This is a genomic window from Pseudoclavibacter sp. CFCC 11306 (genome assembly GCF_008831235.1).
Taxonomy (GTDB): Bacteria; Actinomycetota; Actinomycetes; order Actinomycetales; family Microbacteriaceae; genus Pseudoclavibacter_A.
Window position 1 is genome coordinate 1,201,752 of sequence record NZ_WBKF01000001.1, and the last position, 13,725, is coordinate 1,215,476.

Sequence of the window (13,725 nt, forward strand, 5' to 3'; positions counted from 1 at the left end):
GCGCCGGGGAAAGCGGTTCACTGCAGATACCATGACGCAGCAGTCCGAAGACTCCCAGGGCCCTCTGCCCCGCATCACCGATGCGGGTTTTCGCCTGCACTACGCGACCTCGCTCTTCGACCGTCTGATCGATGACTACCTGCGTGCTGAGTGGCAGCTTCCGGCCACTCAGTTCTATGCGCTGATGGCTCTTGCGGCAGCGGGCAAAGAGAAGCTCAGCGTTCGAGAGATCGCCGAGCAGCTCGGCATCTCCCGTGCGGCAGCCGCCACACGCACCCGAACACTGGTCGAGGTCGGGTTCGCGTCGTTGTACCAAGACCCGAACGACCGTCGCACGCAGCGCGTCGCCCTCACCGAACGTGGTGCACGCCGACTGACCGAAGCCTGGCAGGGTCTCGACACCTTCGAGAACGCTCTGCTGACCGGCATCGACGAACGCAGCCTGCTGCAGCGCATCAACGTGCTCATCGACAACGCCCGCGACGTCGCAGCAGCTCGGCAGGCCCGAGAGGCTCGCTGAGCGGGCCGGCCCCGCGAAGAGTCTCGCTCAGACGTTCGGCACGACCACCGTCGGAACACGAAGATCGAGCAGCACGCCGTGCGACACCGAGCCGAACAGCGCGCGTCCGAGCACGGTGCGCGAATGAGTGCCCAGCACCAGCATGCGTCGGCCGGCCGCGGCCGCAGTCAGCTGCGACGCCGGAGCGCCTTCGATCGAGCGACCGGTGACGTCGAGATCCTCGTGCCTCGTGCGCAGCTGCAGGGCGCGTGCGTCAAGCTGTTCCTGGAACTGGCGACCCACCGGAGCGAGCCCCCCGCCCATGGCCTCTGCCGGCCTGCTGATCACCGGCGGCAGACCCCAGACAGAGACCAGCTCAAGCGGCTGATCCGTGGCCAGCGCCTGGGTGACGGCGAACTCGACCGCACTCTCGCTGACGTCGTCCGGGCCCACGCCGACGACGATTCCGGGTTCGTGCTGCCCGGCGGCAGTCCAGTCTGACGGGATCACCGCAGTCGGAACGTTCGTCGACACTGAGACGCGCAGCCCCTTGGCCCCACCGACCGCTTCGCCGAATGATGCGCCGTGATGCGATCCCAGCACGATCAGATCGCTCTGGTCGGCCGCGTCTACCAGCGCGTCGACGATGCCGCCGCGAGTGACCGCTGCCGTGATGCCGAGCTCGGGATGCGCCTCCGCAGCGATGCGCCGCACCGAAGCGATCAGGTTCTCGGCGGCCTGCGTCGCATCCGCCTCGCTGACGCCGGTGCCGCGCAGCACATGCGGATCGACCACGGTCAGCAGGTGCAGCTGCGGGTCGGCGACGAGCTCGGCCTGCGTCAGCGCCCATTCGAGTGCGCGTTCACCGCGCACGGTGCCGTCGATGCCGACGAGGATGGTGGTCATTGTTGCTCCTTGGTCAAAAGGCCCGACACAGGGTTCGGCAGGGCCGCCCCGGGCGCAGTCTGTGTGATGACGAGTCGCGTGCGGCTCAGTGGAACTGCGGCACGATGAGCCACAGGGTGAACAGCACGACGGCGACACAGAGCGAGAAACAGAGCACCGAACCGGTGCGAGCGATCAGATGCGCGTTGCCGCTGCTGTCGACCTGCCCCGATTCCCAGAGGCGCAGTGCAGTCGCGTACAGTGCGCTGACGATGCTGGCGATCCCGACGGCAACGACGAGGACGGTCAGAAAGCTGATGAGAGAAGCCATTGTTGTGTGCTCTTCCTTTCAGGACTACGCAGCAGGGACAGGAGCTGGAACCGGCTCGCCGGCGGTCTCGTGGTTCACGTTGTCGGCGGTCACCGGGTTGCGATGCGACAGCCGGACGATGCCCCACACGATCGCGAGGGCGAGCACCGCGACGCCGAGGGTGCCGATCAGGCCGGTGTGAGCGAGCGCCGACGCGGCAGCCGACACCAGCGCCGCTGCGGGAAAGGTGACCAGCCAGGCGATGCCCATGCGGCCGGCGACTCCCCAGCTGACTCTGGCGCCTTTGCGTCCGAGTCCGGCACCGAGAATCGACCCGGAGCAGACCTGCGTGGTCGACAGTGCGAAACCGAGGTGGGAAGAGACCAGGATGGTGGTCGCCGAACTCGCCTCGGCGGCGAAGCCCTGCGGCGTGGTGATCTCGGTGATGCCTTTGCCCAGCGTGCGGATGACACGCCAGCCACCGGTGTAGGTGCCCAGCGCGATGGCGAGGCCACAGGCTGCGATGACCCAGAGCTCGGGGCCGCTGCCGCTGGGCTGCATACCTGCTGCGATAAGCGTCAGCGTGATGATGCCCATCGTCTTCTGCGCGTCGTTGGTGCCGTGTGAGAGAGCGACCAGCAGAGCCGTCGCGGTCTGACCGTGGCGGAATCCGCTCTCGACTTTCTTCGCATCCATCTTGCGCACGATCGCGAGAATGATCTTGACCGCGCAGAACGCGGCCAGGCCGGCGACCACCGGCGAGACGAACGCCGGCAGCAGCACCTTCGTGAACACGTTGATGAAGTTCACGCCCGAGGTGCCGACCGCGACGATCACAGCGCCGACGAGACCGCCGAAGAGCGCATGCGACGAACTGGAGGGCAGCCCCACCAGCCACGTCAGCATGTTCCAGATGATGGCGCCGACCAGGCCCGCGAAGATGACCTCAGGCCCGATCACCACCCCGCCGTCGCCCTCGTTGATGATGCCGCCCGAAATCGTCTTGGCGACCTCAGTCGACAGGAAGGCGCCGATCAGGTTGAGGATGCCCGCGGCGATGACTGCGGTCTTGGGCTTGAGCGCACCCGTGGCAATCGAGGTGGCCATGGCGTTCGCCGTGTCATGGAACCCGTTCGTGAAGTCGAATGTCAGCGCCGTTGCAATGACCAGCACGACGACGATGATTGTGGAAGCATCCATCTGAGCTTCGTGGTTCCCTTCTGAGAGACCAAATACGTAACTGCCTCGACGAGGTCTCCGGGAACTCCCCCCGACATACGATTCGTCGACTGCAATTGCTGAGTCTGCGCCCGCAAGGTTACGGGAAGGGAAACATCAAGCGGCCTTCAGGCAACCAACGTGCAATGACAGTCTAGATGGTGATATCGAGTCGTATGCCTGTGGTCGAAGCTCAGCGTTTCGGCAGCACGAACCAGGCCGCCGCAGCCGCCGCGACCATCAGGATCGCTCCGATGACCGACGTCATGACGACGCCTCCCTCGAACGCAGCGTTGGCCATGCTCATGAGCTCCGCACCGAGATCGTTCGGCAGCGACGCAGCGACCTGCTCGGCGCCGGCGAGCGTCTCTCGGGCGCGTGCGCCGGCATCCGTATCGACGCCGTCAGGCACGACCAGCGCGCCGCGATAGTGCGCCGTGAGCAGCCCGCCGAGCAGCGCCGTGCCGAGCACGGCTCCGACTTCGTAGGCCGTCTCTGAGAGTGCGGATGCCGCCCCGGCTCGGTCTTTGGGTGCGGCTGAGAGAATGAGGTCGTTCGAGAGCGTCTCGGCCATGCCGACGCCGACTCCGAGAATGACGAAGGCGATGAGGACGATCTGCCAGGCGGATCCGGCGCCGAACGCAGCCATGAGCACGTAGGCCGTGGCCGAGAGCAGCACCGATCCGGTGATGATGACGCGCGCCGTGACACGCTTGGACAGGGGCACGACGGCGAATCCCGCGATGATCATCAGCACGATGCCCGGCAGCAGCACCACCCCGGCCGCCAGCGGGGTGAGGCCGACGACGATCTGCAGATGCTGGCTGACGAAGAAGAGAAAGCCGACCATCGAGACGACGCTGAGCAGGTTGACCGCGATGCTGCCGCTGAAGAGCGGGTTGCGGAACAGCGTGAGGTCCAGCAGCGGCACGGGGCGACGAAGCTGGCGGCGCACGAACCAGGCGCCGACGGCGACGCCGACCACGATCGAGACGATCGGCTGCAGGCCGAAGCCCTGAGCGGCGAACTCCTTGATGCCCAGCACGATGGTGACAAGCGCGACGATCGAGGCGAGCATTCCGGGCACGTCGATGGGGCCCGGATGCGGGTCGCGGGACTCTCTGACGAGCAGCGGCGTCAGGATGAACAGCGGCAGCAGCACAGGCAGTGCGATGAGGAAGATCGCGTTCCAGTGGAAGTGCTCCAGCACCACGCCGCCGACCAGCGGGCCTGCAGCAGAGCCCGCCGAGAAGCATCCTGCCCATACGGCGATCGCGACTCGGCGCTGATTGCGGTCGCGGAAGATACCGCGGATCAGGGCAAGGGTCGACGGCATCAGCATGGCGCCGAAGATGCCCGTGAGGCCGCGCAGCAGGATCAGTTCCAGCGCGGTCGTCGCAAATGCGCTGGCAACAGAGAAGACGGCGAACCCGGCGGCCCCGATGAGCAGCAGGCGGCGACGGCCGATGCGGTCTCCCAGGCTGCCCATGGTGACGAGCAGGCCGGCGAGCACGATCGAGTAGGCGTCGATGATCCAGAGCTGCTGTGCGGCGTCTGGCTCAAGTGCCTCGGCGATGTGCGGAAGCGCGAGGCTCAGCACCGTGTTGTCGATCGAGACCAGCAGCACCGGGAGCATCAGCACCGCCAGCGCGATCCAGTCTCGAGCCGTCGCGAGCGGGGGCGTCTCGACCGATTCCGCCCGCAGACTGCCTGCGGCGCGGTGGTCGGTTTCTCTGACTGCTTCAGGGGATTCTTGCTGCCTCACACGAGATACTGTACCGTACGGACGGTATAGTTGCCATAGGGGCACAATGGAGTGAGCTGAGCAGACGACGACACTGGTGGCGAAACCGGAAACGACGCATACGACCGAGCCGATGACTCGCAGGACGTCGAGTATGACATCCACCAGACCGACCACAGGAGCGAAGATCAACGTGAGTGACAGACCGGCCCGCGAGCGGGTGCTCGACGCATACATCGACCTGCTGCTCGACTCCGGCGAGCGCGCTGCGACGCTCGAGGCCGTCGCCGAGCGCGCCGAGGTCTCGAAAGGCGGGCTGCTGTACCACTTCGCGTCGAAGAGCGACCTCGAGCGCGGCCTGCTCGAACGTCTCGACGCACTGATGGACGAAGACGTGCACAGTCTGGAGGGCACCGCGCTCGAGACGGTCGAGAACTTCTTGCGGACGTCGAACAACGCCGGCACTCCGCTCGATCGGGCTCTGCTCGCGACCGTTCGTCTTGCGCAGGGCAGCGAGGCGGCGCAGCAGGCCCTTCACGACGTCAACCAGCGGTGGCTGACGCTGCTGCGCAACACGGTGCACGACGAAGATCTTGCTCGCACGATTCTGCTGATCAGCGACGGCATCTACTATGGCTCGGCGCTCTCACAGGTGCCGGCCGCACAGCAGCTCGCTCCGACCCAGCGCGACATGGAGTCGGCGATCGTCGTGGTGCGGCAGCTGATGCAGGCTGCTGAGGGCTGAGCACGCTCACGCCGCCGGCCCGCTCAGTGTGATCGGTTCCGCCGGTGCAGCATCTACACGAGCCTGCAGCCCCTCACGCACCCGGGGCCAGTCGTCTGCGACGATCGAGAAGATCGCCGCATCACGCCAGCTGCCGTCAGCACGCGGCTGGTCACGCCGCGAGATGCCCTCGAAGGTGGCGCCCAGCTTGAGGATAGCCCGCCGCGAATGCTCGTTGCGGGCGTCGGCCTGAATGCGCACTCGCCCGAAACCGTGATCGAACGCGAGGCTGAGCAGCAGCAGTTTCGTCTCGGCATTGACCGAGGTGCCCCAGACGTGCGGATGGTAGGCCGTCCAGCCGAGGTGCAGGCGCTCCTTATGCAGCTCGAAGTCGGTCAGAGAGCTGGTGCCGATGACATGCCCGTCGTCAGGGCCGTCGAGCACACGCACGACGAACGGCAGCCCCACCCGCCATGGGTAATAGCCGCGCGCCCACTCGGTGAAGCTCGGCAGGTCGGCGTGGTAGTTAGCTGCTCCCCCGCCATAGCCGTCTGCGAAGATCTCGGGACGTCCGATCGCCGCGTGCAGGGCGGGCAGATCCTGTTCTGTGAGCGGGTCGAGGCGGATGCGGTGGCCGAGCAGGTGCTGCGGCAGCGGTGCGATGGCGGTCATGTGAGCACTGTACTCTGCCGAGGCCAACAGACGGCGAAGGCCCCGCACCCAGTTAACACACTGGATACAGGGCCTTCGACCTGTGGCGGTGACGGCGGGATTTGAACCCGCCAAGCAGGCCTACTCGGGCGTGTCACCCCAGTGTTTACGCGGGTCGCCGCGTCACCAGACGATCACCTGTGACCGTCTACAGCCGCGTTTCGTTGAAATTTCAACGCGCCACGGCGAAGCACATCGGCACGCCGATACCAATCACGAACAGCATGACAGCGAAGAGCACGATCTTCCCGACGGGCGGCCCCTGCCTCACCACTCGCACGGGCACCGCACGCTGCGCTCGCTGCACGCTCGGCGTCGACGGGGCAGCCGGTGCCGTGTCGCGCAGCTCTGCACCCCATGCCTGACCATCCCACCAGCGCGTCTTACCGTCCGGTGCTTTCCGCCATTCCCCCATGCTCATGCCCCTATCGCGTCGTCGGTGAGATTCGGCACCATCCTACCTGTGGCGTCCAGATGCACGGTCAGCAGGTGCGGGGACACCTGCAGATCGACCGCCCACCGCGCCGCACACCGCGGGTACGTGCGCATCAGGTCGTCGAGGCGGTCGTCGTCGATCAGCCTGGCTGCCGCGCGCTCGTCGGCCAGGCGCTCGATGCGTGGCTTCGTCAGCCGGGTCGGCCGGTCATGCGAGCGGGCATGCTCGACCTCGTGAGCGAGCACGGAGCGTCTGGCGATCGGTTCGAGGCCAGGGCGCAGCACGATGAGTCGGAAGTCGTCGAGATAGAGGCCGTTCTCGTCGCACCGGAGTGGCTGCGCCCATTCGATGACGCGGGCGCCGAGACGGTCTGCCTCGACGCCCGGATCGTACGTCTCCCCCATGCTTCCCCCTATCAGTCCAGGTCGCTCTCTTCGAGCCCGCCCTGGTCATGCGACGCGGCCCTGCGCTCATCCTCATCCATGCCACCGACACGCGAGATCGGCAGGTCATAGACCTGGGCTGACTCCCCGCCGAGCTTCATGCGGCGCAGCACCTCCTCGGCAAGCTGCGCATCGGTAGCGTCCGACAACGCGCTGTGCCCAGCAACGTCAATGACGTCAGCCTCTGTGAGATAGCCCGCAGCGACGAGCCCTTCGATCGCGGGGACGTCGTAGGCGTGTGCAAGAGAGATGACTTGCTCGGGCGTCAGGTCGTCTGGCAGGCGGCGCGACAGTGTTGAGAGCCCGATGCCCGAGCGCTTGCTCACGTCGCGGAGGCTATCGCGCCCGATCGTCTTGCTGATCCATGTCTTCATCGTTGTCATGTTCCAAGTTTGCAACACCCAATGTTGCATGTCAAGAAAGTTTTTTCGCTTTCGACTTGCGCATGTTCCAACACTGTGCCTAAGGTGTTCTCGTACCGCAACGAACGTTCCGACTTAGGAACAGGAGGTGAACACAGTGACCATCACAGCACCAGCCACTGACAGCAAGCGCCACGCGACAGCAGTCATCCGACCAGGGCTGCTCGACCGGCTCAAAGCGCTCCACGGGCTGCGCACAGACTCTGCGCTCGCAGGAGCCATCGGCATCAGCGAGAGCACCCTTTCCAAACTGCGCAATGGCGGCGAGCCATCCATCAGCGTCGTGACCTCGATCGTCCAAGGCTTCGGCCTGGGCTTCGGCGAGGTCGTCATCGCCGTCGACGCACTCACCGCAGCCGAGCGGCGCGAGCTCAAGAAGCTCGCCGCATAGACCCCACCGACAAGAAAGGCCCCACCGGATCACACCCGGCAGGGCCAAGAACACGAGAGGAAAGGCTCTCATGCCTGACACCAATCCTACCGGCGACCGCCCGGCCGTCTACACCCTCGACGAGGTCGCGGAGATCCTGCGCGTCCCCCGCGACCTGGTGCGCAAACGCATCTACTCCGGCGCATGGCCACACACCAAGGTGAGCGAGCGCAACCGGGTCATCACCCACGACGACCTCGAAGCGATCTTCGAACTGCTGCACGAGACGCCCGTCGCCGACTCCGGGGCACGCCGCCGCGCAGAGTCCACCGAGCTGCACCGACTCCTCAAGGCGGTGATCTGACATGACCCGCTTCCACATGATCTGCACCGTCTGGCTACTCACCCTCCTGACCGTGATCGCATTCTCTGCCGCGCTCGTCACCGTGCCCGGCTGGGTGTGGGCGGTGCTCGGCGCTGCGGCGATCATCCTCATCGGCCTGGCCATCGCCGGTTCCATCACCCAGATGGTCGACGAATGGCGAGCCGAAGCCGACCCCGACGCCGTGCTCGAGCCGGCCCGCGACCACGGGAGGCGGGCAGCATGAGCCGCAGCAAGCAGAAGGGCACCGCGTTCGAGACGGCGCTCGCAGGCTACCTGTCCGACGTGGTCGGGCAGCCGGTCGAACGCCGGGCACTCAAGGGCACCGCCGATGACGGCGACCTGCACCTGCCCACACCTGGCGGGCGGATCGTCATCGAGGCGAAGAACCATCAGCGCATGGAGCTCGCCGACTGGGTCGCCCAGGCGGACGCCGAAGCGGGCAACGCTGACAAGCGCTTCCCGGACGTGCTCGGCGGGGTCGTGGTGCACAAGCGCCGCGGCAAAGGCCAGCCAGCCGACCAGTACGTGACCCTCACCCTGGCCACTTTCCTCACCATCCTCAACCTCATCTGAAACGGAGCACACCAGCATGACCGAGAACACCACCACCCAGACCACGGACGAGCAGCTGCGCGCCCTCGCGATCGAACGCCTCGACTTGGCCAACGAGATCGCCGAGCGCAAGGAACGCATCGAGCAGATCGACGAAGTGCTCCTGCAGCACATCAGCGAACCCCGCACCGACCTGCTGCCCGGCTTCAAGGTGCGCATCCAGCAGGGCGCCCACCGCATCGACGCGAAGAAGCTGGCCAGCGCCTACCCGGCGGGCGAGTTCCCGCAGCTCTACGAGGCGAAGCTCTCCACTGCCCTTGTGAAGGCGCAGTTCGCCCCTGCCGCGCTCGAGGCGTTCCAGACGCAGTCGGCGCCGGCCATCCGCATCGACGAGGTGAAGTGATGGGCGCCCAGAAATGGCGTCGCCTGCGCCGCGCCTACAGCTTCGCCCGCCGCCACCAAGACCCGCTCGGTGAGCCCAAGCGGTTCCGGGCAATCGTCGAAGAGATGCACCAGCGCGTGCACGCCGCCGAATCACGCCGAACAGCCAAACAGCTGAAGACCGCGATCCTCAACGTCATCCAAGAAGCCAAGACACAGCAGCTCATTGAACGCCTCGAGAAGGAGATGTGACCATGCCTGCCTCGCACATTCGTTTCCGCTCCGCAGCCGTGCTCGCCGACCTCGACGTGCCGGGAGTCGCCCAGACGTTGCGGGTGCGCACACCCGTCGTCGAGGGCGGTGCCATCCGCGACCGGGTGCTCCTCATCCCCGTCGCCGAGGCCGCCAAGTTGGCCGAGGTGCTCACCGAGGCCACGCAGGGCATGCACCAGCGACCGGCCAACATCTTCCGGCTGTCACACACCGGAGACAGGACACCAGCAGCATGAGCAACAGATTCGACCAGAAGCCCGGCATGGACTACGCCCGGTGCAAGGACTGTGGTGTCACGGTGTCGACCCGACGTGAGGCCGACGAGCATATGAACGCCACGCTCGAACAGTCTGAGACTCGGCACAGTCACACGATGTTCATCCAGAACCCGACTCGACCCGAGCGCATCAGATCACGAGTCAGCGATCTCGTGGGCGACACAATCAACGATGCACTCGAGGAACTGTGCTCACTCGTGCGCGGCGGCCAGATCAGCCACGAGGAAGCCACCACCGCGATCTCCGAGTGGCCCGACTTCCGCACGGCATGGGACGAGGGTGATTTCTGATGGCCGCGCAGATCAAGGTCGGGCGCACCACCAGGGGCGAGGTGCGCGTCACCATCGACGGGCGCATTCACATCCTCGACACCAAGACCGCCTCCGAGCTCGCCGAGGGCATCGCCAACATGGTCTACACGATCGACGACGACGCCGAATGGTGGGCGCGCATGGTCAGGCAGGAGCACGCATCATGAGCGACACACGGGACGTCCTCGCCGACTACGTGCAAGTCATCGAAGAATCCATCGCCGCACACCCGAGATCGCTGCAGAAACGCATCGGCCCGTCCGAGATCGGCATCGACTGCGAGCGCCGCCTCATCCACAAGATCGCAGGCGACGACGAACCAGCCGACAGCCGCATCCCCTGGAAGCCCGCACTCGGCACAGCCATGCACTCGCAACTCGAAGAATGGTTCAACGCAGACAACCAGCACTACGACCCGGTCATCCGGTGGATCTGCGAAGACCGCGTCGACGTCGGAGAACTCGGCGACACACACATCACCGGCAGCACGGATCTCTTCGACACGTTCACCGGCACCGTCCTCGACCACAAGATCGTCGGCAACTCGACCCTGTCGAAGTACCGCACGCACGGGCCGTCCCGCCAGTACCGCACCCAAGCACACCTGTACGGGCGAGGGTGGGCGCGCCGCGGATACCCCGTGCAGGCCGTCGCCATCTGCTTCCTCCCCAGGGAAGCCGAATGGTCCAAACGGTTCCTCTGGACGGAGCCCTACGACGAGCAGGTCGCCCTCGACGCGCTCGGCCGGCTGAACATGCTCGCCCAGCTCATCCAGGTCGTCGGGAAAGACGCGGCGCTCACCGCATACGACCCGTGCGACAACCCATTCTGCCCCTGGTGCAAGACAGAGCAACGCAACAGGGGCACCAAGACCCAACGAATCGACCGGGCACTCGCCTGATCACCACCACAACATTAAGGAGCAACACATCATGGTCAACTTCGAAGACCTCGACAAAGCATTCGCCGGCAGCGGCAAGTCCCCCTTCGACAAGTACAGTGCACCCGGCACCACAGTGACCGGCACCATCACCACCGTCGACTACCGGCAGCAGACCGAATACGGCACCAACCAGCCCGCCGTGTTCCCCTCCGGTGACCCGAAGATGCAGTTCGTCATCCAGATCCAGACCACCGAGCACGACGACCCGGACGACGACGGCATCCGCGCCCTCTACATCAACGCCTGGGGAGCGAAGAAGCAGGCGCTCGCCGCAGCCATCCAGGCGTCAGGCGCACACAAGGCGTCCGAGATCCTCGTGCCCGGCACGGTCATGACGGCCACGTTCGTCGGCGAGAAGCAGGTGCAGGGCAAGACCGGCACGTTCACGCAGAAGGACTACACGTACACGCTGGTCAAGGGTGCACCGGCTGGCATCGACCAGGCACTCGCACAGGCCGCTGCGCAGCCCGTCCAGCAGGGCTACGTGCAGCAGCCTGCCGCACAGCCACCCCAGCAGGTGCCGGCGGCACAGCAGGCACCCCAGCCAGTGCAGACGCCGATCCAGCAGGCTCCGCAGCCTGCAGCGCCCGCGGTTGACCAGGCCGTCGTCGCCAAGGTGCTGCCCCTCCTGCAGTTCGGAACGCCGCTCGACACTCTCACCCGCGCCACCGGCGTGGACGAGGCAACCGTCCGGCAGGTCGCAGCAGCCCACGGCTTGCAGGTCGCCTAACAGACCGGGCGGCGGTACCCCCCCCCCTGCCGCCGCCCACACGGGGCTGTAGCACGGCAGCCGGCACACAACTCCCCTCTCAAGCCGGCCGCAGGTTCGACTCCTGCCAGCCCCACGAAGTGGCCACTTCACCACCACCAACCACAGCAAGAAACGGAGCAACAGATCATGACCGAAACCACTAACAAGACAGAGACGGCGGCACCATTCAGCACGCTGCTCGGCGCACGACCAGTCCTGCACGAGAAGCTCAACACCCGCTTCGCCGAGCTCGTCACCGACGTCGTCGCCACCGGCAAGAAAGGCACGCTGACGCTCACGCTCACCGTCGCCCCGTTCGAGGGAGACACGGACACTCTCGTCGTGTCCGATCAGGTGCGCTCCAAGCGCCCTGAGATCGAAGCCAAGCCCTCGATCCTCTTCCCCACACCCAACGGCGGGCTCACCAAGTCCGACCCCACCCAGCCAGAGTTCGAGCTGCTCGGACTCGACAAGAAGGAGAACTGACCATGACCGACCAGACCATCTTCAGCGACCTCACACTCTCCGACATCGACACCGAAGTGAAGACCGTCGCCGAGCTCGCACGCATCGCCGCCAAGCCCGTCGAGCTGACACCCGACACGGACTACGCCATCACCGACGCAGACGGCAAGGTGCACATCGAGCACACCAACCCCGAACCGCTGCGCCGCGACCGCCGCACAGGTGCCCGACAGATCGAGAACCTCGACTCGCTGATCGCCTTCGTCGAAAAGCACGCCAACTCCACCGGCTCAGAAATCTTCGCGTCCAAGCTCGACACGAAGATCACCGCCATCATCGACGGCGCCGAAGGCAACGACTTCCTCGCCAGCGAAGACCGCTTCGGTGCGGAGACATTCCGCGGCATCCTCGACCTGCGAGCCACGCAGGCATGGACCGACTGGACCAACATCAGCGGCAGCCTGCTCGACCAGCAGGAGTTCGCCGAGTTCATCGAAGACCACGTCGACGACATCGTCGCACCCGCAGCCGGCGACGTGCTTGAGATCGCCCAGTCACTGCAGGCCACCAACGACGTCGAGTTCTCCTCGTCCAACCGGCTCGACTCAGGTGAGACGCGTGTCGGCTACTCGGAGACCATCAAGGCCAAAGCGGGGCAGCGCGGCGAGCTCGTCATCCCCCGCGAACTCACCCTGGCGCTGCAGCCGTTCGAGGGCGTGACCGAGCTGAAAGGCAAGGTCACCAAGGTGGCCGTCACTGCACGGTTCCGGTACCGGCTGCGCGACGGGCAGCTGCGCCTCGGCGTGAAGCTCATCGGCACCGACCGTGTCCTCGACCAGCTGTGGGGCCAGATCGTCGAAGAGCTCAAAGCACGCGTGACCGCCCCCGTGTTCGTCGGAAGGCCATCCTGACCATGAGGTGCCGATACTGCGGACGCGACATCAACGCCATCGGCCAAGACAACATGGCCTACTCCGGTGCACCGGTCTGCGAAGACTGCGCATCAGCTGAGTAACACCGCCCGCCTGCAGCGCATGCAGGCCGCCCCTGGAACGGCATACACCCGCAGTCGAGTCTGCGGCAGGGGCACATGAAAAAGAACTACATCAGCGTGGTCGGCTGTGACTGTGCTCGATCGTCCACATCGTTCCAAACCACACTGATATCCGCTGAAGGTGGGTCGACGACTCTTCCGCCGAAACTGATCGAAAAAGCTCGTCCAGGCAGCACTCTATCGATGCAGCCATCACTGCCTGCGTCCGAGATAGTGACGGCACCTTCATCGTCAAGTTCATGTCGAATATGCACATCGCGGACGGTGGTTTCAGATGAATTCGTGGCTGACCATCTGTGCTTGGCAATCTTCCGAATATCCCAAGTCGGCTTTTTGGCAGCTTGTTTCATCAAATCGGCTTGCTCCTCAAGTGCTGTTGCGCTGCGCTCCTGCGAAGTCGCACTGGCTTCTGCTGCTTTGAGGGCTCGATTCGCCTGCACTGCTGCTTCATCTTTCGACTTCACTGCATCTCGCTGTGCCCAGATAGCGACCCATGCCGAAATCGCGGCAACCCCCAATAGCCCCACGTTAATCCAGTTCGATACGTCCACACCGTCCCCCTCGTCTAAG

At 65.4% G+C, this 13,725-nt stretch carries 24 protein-coding genes and 1 tRNA gene; 16 read left to right on the forward strand and 9 right to left on the reverse strand.

Features of this window, described 5'->3' with window-relative positions; translation table 11 throughout:
* Positions 1-31 precede the first annotated feature (31 nt).
* Positions 32-520, forward strand: coding sequence for a MarR family winged helix-turn-helix transcriptional regulator (locus F8O09_RS05235; RefSeq protein ID WP_158054165.1), 489 nt, complete (start codon positions 32-34; stop codon positions 518-520).
* A gap of 27 nt (positions 521-547) precedes the next feature.
* Here F8O09_RS05235 and F8O09_RS05240 read toward each other — a convergent pair whose 3' ends face one another.
* From F8O09_RS05240 to F8O09_RS05255, 4 genes are all read right to left on the reverse strand, one after another.
* Positions 548-1,405: a universal stress protein gene (locus tag F8O09_RS05240; RefSeq protein WP_158030715.1), complete on the reverse strand. Its 858-nt coding sequence runs from the start codon at positions 1,403-1,405 to the stop codon at positions 548-550.
* A gap of 85 nt (positions 1,406-1,490) precedes the next feature.
* On the reverse strand, positions 1,491-1,715 hold the full coding sequence (locus tag F8O09_RS05245; protein ID WP_158030714.1) for a hypothetical protein: 225 nt from the start codon (positions 1,713-1,715) through the stop codon (positions 1,491-1,493).
* Between the two features lie 24 nt (positions 1,716-1,739).
* Positions 1,740-2,894 (reverse strand): inorganic phosphate transporter, encoded by a 1,155-nt coding sequence (locus tag F8O09_RS05250; RefSeq protein ID WP_158054166.1) that lies wholly within the window; start codon positions 2,892-2,894, stop codon positions 1,740-1,742.
* Positions 2,895-3,105: 211 nt separating this feature from the next.
* Positions 3,106-4,617: an MFS transporter gene (locus F8O09_RS05255; protein WP_225732924.1), complete on the reverse strand. Its 1,512-nt coding sequence runs from the start codon at positions 4,615-4,617 to the stop codon at positions 3,106-3,108.
* A gap of 193 nt (positions 4,618-4,810) precedes the next feature.
* Between F8O09_RS05255 and F8O09_RS10615 the strand changes: the two genes are divergently transcribed.
* On the forward strand, positions 4,811-5,401 hold the full coding sequence (locus F8O09_RS10615) for a TetR/AcrR family transcriptional regulator (protein WP_158038470.1): 591 nt from the start codon (positions 4,811-4,813) through the stop codon (positions 5,399-5,401).
* Between the two features lie 6 nt (positions 5,402-5,407).
* Here the strand turns inward: F8O09_RS10615 and F8O09_RS05265 are convergent, their stop codons facing one another.
* From F8O09_RS05265 to F8O09_RS05280, 4 genes are all read right to left on the reverse strand, one after another.
* A complete protein-coding gene (locus tag F8O09_RS05265) occupies positions 5,408-6,052 on the reverse strand; it encodes a GNAT family N-acetyltransferase (protein ID WP_158054167.1) in 645 nt (214 codons plus the stop codon).
* Between the two features lie 211 nt (positions 6,053-6,263).
* Positions 6,264-6,506, reverse strand: coding sequence for a hypothetical protein (locus F8O09_RS05270; RefSeq protein WP_158054168.1), 243 nt, complete (start codon positions 6,504-6,506; stop codon positions 6,264-6,266).
* 2 nt (positions 6,507-6,508) lie between these two features.
* Entirely contained in the window at positions 6,509-6,931 is a 423-nt protein-coding gene (locus F8O09_RS05275; protein ID WP_158054169.1) for an ImmA/IrrE family metallo-endopeptidase, read from the reverse strand.
* Positions 6,932-6,942: 11 nt separating this feature from the next.
* A complete protein-coding gene (locus tag F8O09_RS05280) occupies positions 6,943-7,353 on the reverse strand; it encodes a hypothetical protein (protein ID WP_158054170.1) in 411 nt (136 codons plus the stop codon).
* A gap of 136 nt (positions 7,354-7,489) precedes the next feature.
* On the opposite strand from F8O09_RS05280, the gene F8O09_RS05285 reads away from it, so the two are divergent.
* The 14 genes from F8O09_RS05285 (at position 7,490) to F8O09_RS05350 (ending at position 13,012) form a co-directional block, all read left to right on the forward strand.
* Positions 7,490-7,783: a helix-turn-helix domain-containing protein gene (locus F8O09_RS05285; protein ID WP_225732881.1), complete on the forward strand. Its 294-nt coding sequence runs from the start codon at positions 7,490-7,492 to the stop codon at positions 7,781-7,783.
* 70 nt (positions 7,784-7,853) lie between these two features.
* Positions 7,854-8,126, forward strand: a complete 273-nt coding sequence (locus F8O09_RS05290) for a helix-turn-helix domain-containing protein (RefSeq protein ID WP_158054171.1) — start codon at positions 7,854-7,856, stop codon at positions 8,124-8,126.
* Position 8,127: 1 nt separating this feature from the next.
* Positions 8,128-8,370: a hypothetical protein gene (locus F8O09_RS05295; protein WP_158054172.1), complete on the forward strand. Its 243-nt coding sequence runs from the start codon at positions 8,128-8,130 to the stop codon at positions 8,368-8,370.
* A complete protein-coding gene (locus F8O09_RS05300; protein WP_158054173.1) occupies positions 8,367-8,720 on the forward strand; it encodes a hypothetical protein in 354 nt (117 codons plus the stop codon). Before F8O09_RS05295 ends, F8O09_RS05300 begins: the two co-directional genes overlap by 4 nt.
* A gap of 16 nt (positions 8,721-8,736) precedes the next feature.
* A complete protein-coding gene (locus tag F8O09_RS05305) occupies positions 8,737-9,102 on the forward strand; it encodes a hypothetical protein (protein ID WP_158054174.1) in 366 nt (121 codons plus the stop codon).
* The gene (locus tag F8O09_RS05310; RefSeq protein ID WP_158054175.1) at positions 9,102-9,332 is read left to right on the forward strand and encodes a hypothetical protein; all 231 of its coding nucleotides are present in this window, start codon (positions 9,102-9,104) and stop codon (positions 9,330-9,332) included. The genes F8O09_RS05305 and F8O09_RS05310 overlap by 1 nt, the downstream gene beginning before the upstream one ends.
* Before the next feature lie 2 nt (positions 9,333-9,334).
* Positions 9,335-9,589, forward strand: coding sequence for a hypothetical protein (locus F8O09_RS05315; protein WP_158054176.1), 255 nt, complete (start codon positions 9,335-9,337; stop codon positions 9,587-9,589).
* On the forward strand, positions 9,586-9,921 hold the full coding sequence (locus F8O09_RS05320; RefSeq protein ID WP_158054177.1) for a hypothetical protein: 336 nt from the start codon (positions 9,586-9,588) through the stop codon (positions 9,919-9,921). Before F8O09_RS05315 ends, F8O09_RS05320 begins: the two co-directional genes overlap by 4 nt.
* Positions 9,921-10,109 carry a hypothetical protein gene (locus F8O09_RS05325; RefSeq protein WP_158054178.1) on the forward strand — a complete coding sequence of 63 codons (189 nt, stop codon included), beginning with the start codon at positions 9,921-9,923 and terminating at the stop codon, positions 10,107-10,109. Before F8O09_RS05320 ends, F8O09_RS05325 begins: the two co-directional genes overlap by 1 nt.
* Complete coding sequence (locus F8O09_RS05330; RefSeq protein WP_158054179.1) at positions 10,106-10,843, forward strand: hypothetical protein; 738 nt, start codon at positions 10,106-10,108, stop codon at positions 10,841-10,843. Before F8O09_RS05325 ends, F8O09_RS05330 begins: the two co-directional genes overlap by 4 nt.
* A 31-nt stretch (positions 10,844-10,874) precedes the next feature.
* Positions 10,875-11,615, forward strand: coding sequence for a hypothetical protein (locus tag F8O09_RS05335; RefSeq protein WP_158054180.1), 741 nt, complete (start codon positions 10,875-10,877; stop codon positions 11,613-11,615).
* A gap of 42 nt (positions 11,616-11,657) precedes the next feature.
* Positions 11,658-11,730 (forward strand) — tRNA-OTHER (locus tag F8O09_RS05340).
* A 53-nt stretch (positions 11,731-11,783) separates the two neighbouring features.
* The gene (locus F8O09_RS05345; RefSeq protein ID WP_158054181.1) at positions 11,784-12,122 is read left to right on the forward strand and encodes a hypothetical protein; all 339 of its coding nucleotides are present in this window, start codon (positions 11,784-11,786) and stop codon (positions 12,120-12,122) included.
* A 2-nt stretch (positions 12,123-12,124) separates the two neighbouring features.
* The gene (locus F8O09_RS05350; protein ID WP_158054182.1) at positions 12,125-13,012 is read left to right on the forward strand and encodes a DUF2303 family protein; all 888 of its coding nucleotides are present in this window, start codon (positions 12,125-12,127) and stop codon (positions 13,010-13,012) included.
* Positions 13,013-13,202: 190 nt separating this feature from the next.
* Here F8O09_RS05350 and F8O09_RS05355 read toward each other — a convergent pair whose 3' ends face one another.
* A complete protein-coding gene (locus tag F8O09_RS05355) occupies positions 13,203-13,706 on the reverse strand; it encodes a hypothetical protein (RefSeq protein ID WP_158054183.1) in 504 nt (167 codons plus the stop codon).
* Positions 13,707-13,725 lie beyond the last annotated feature (19 nt).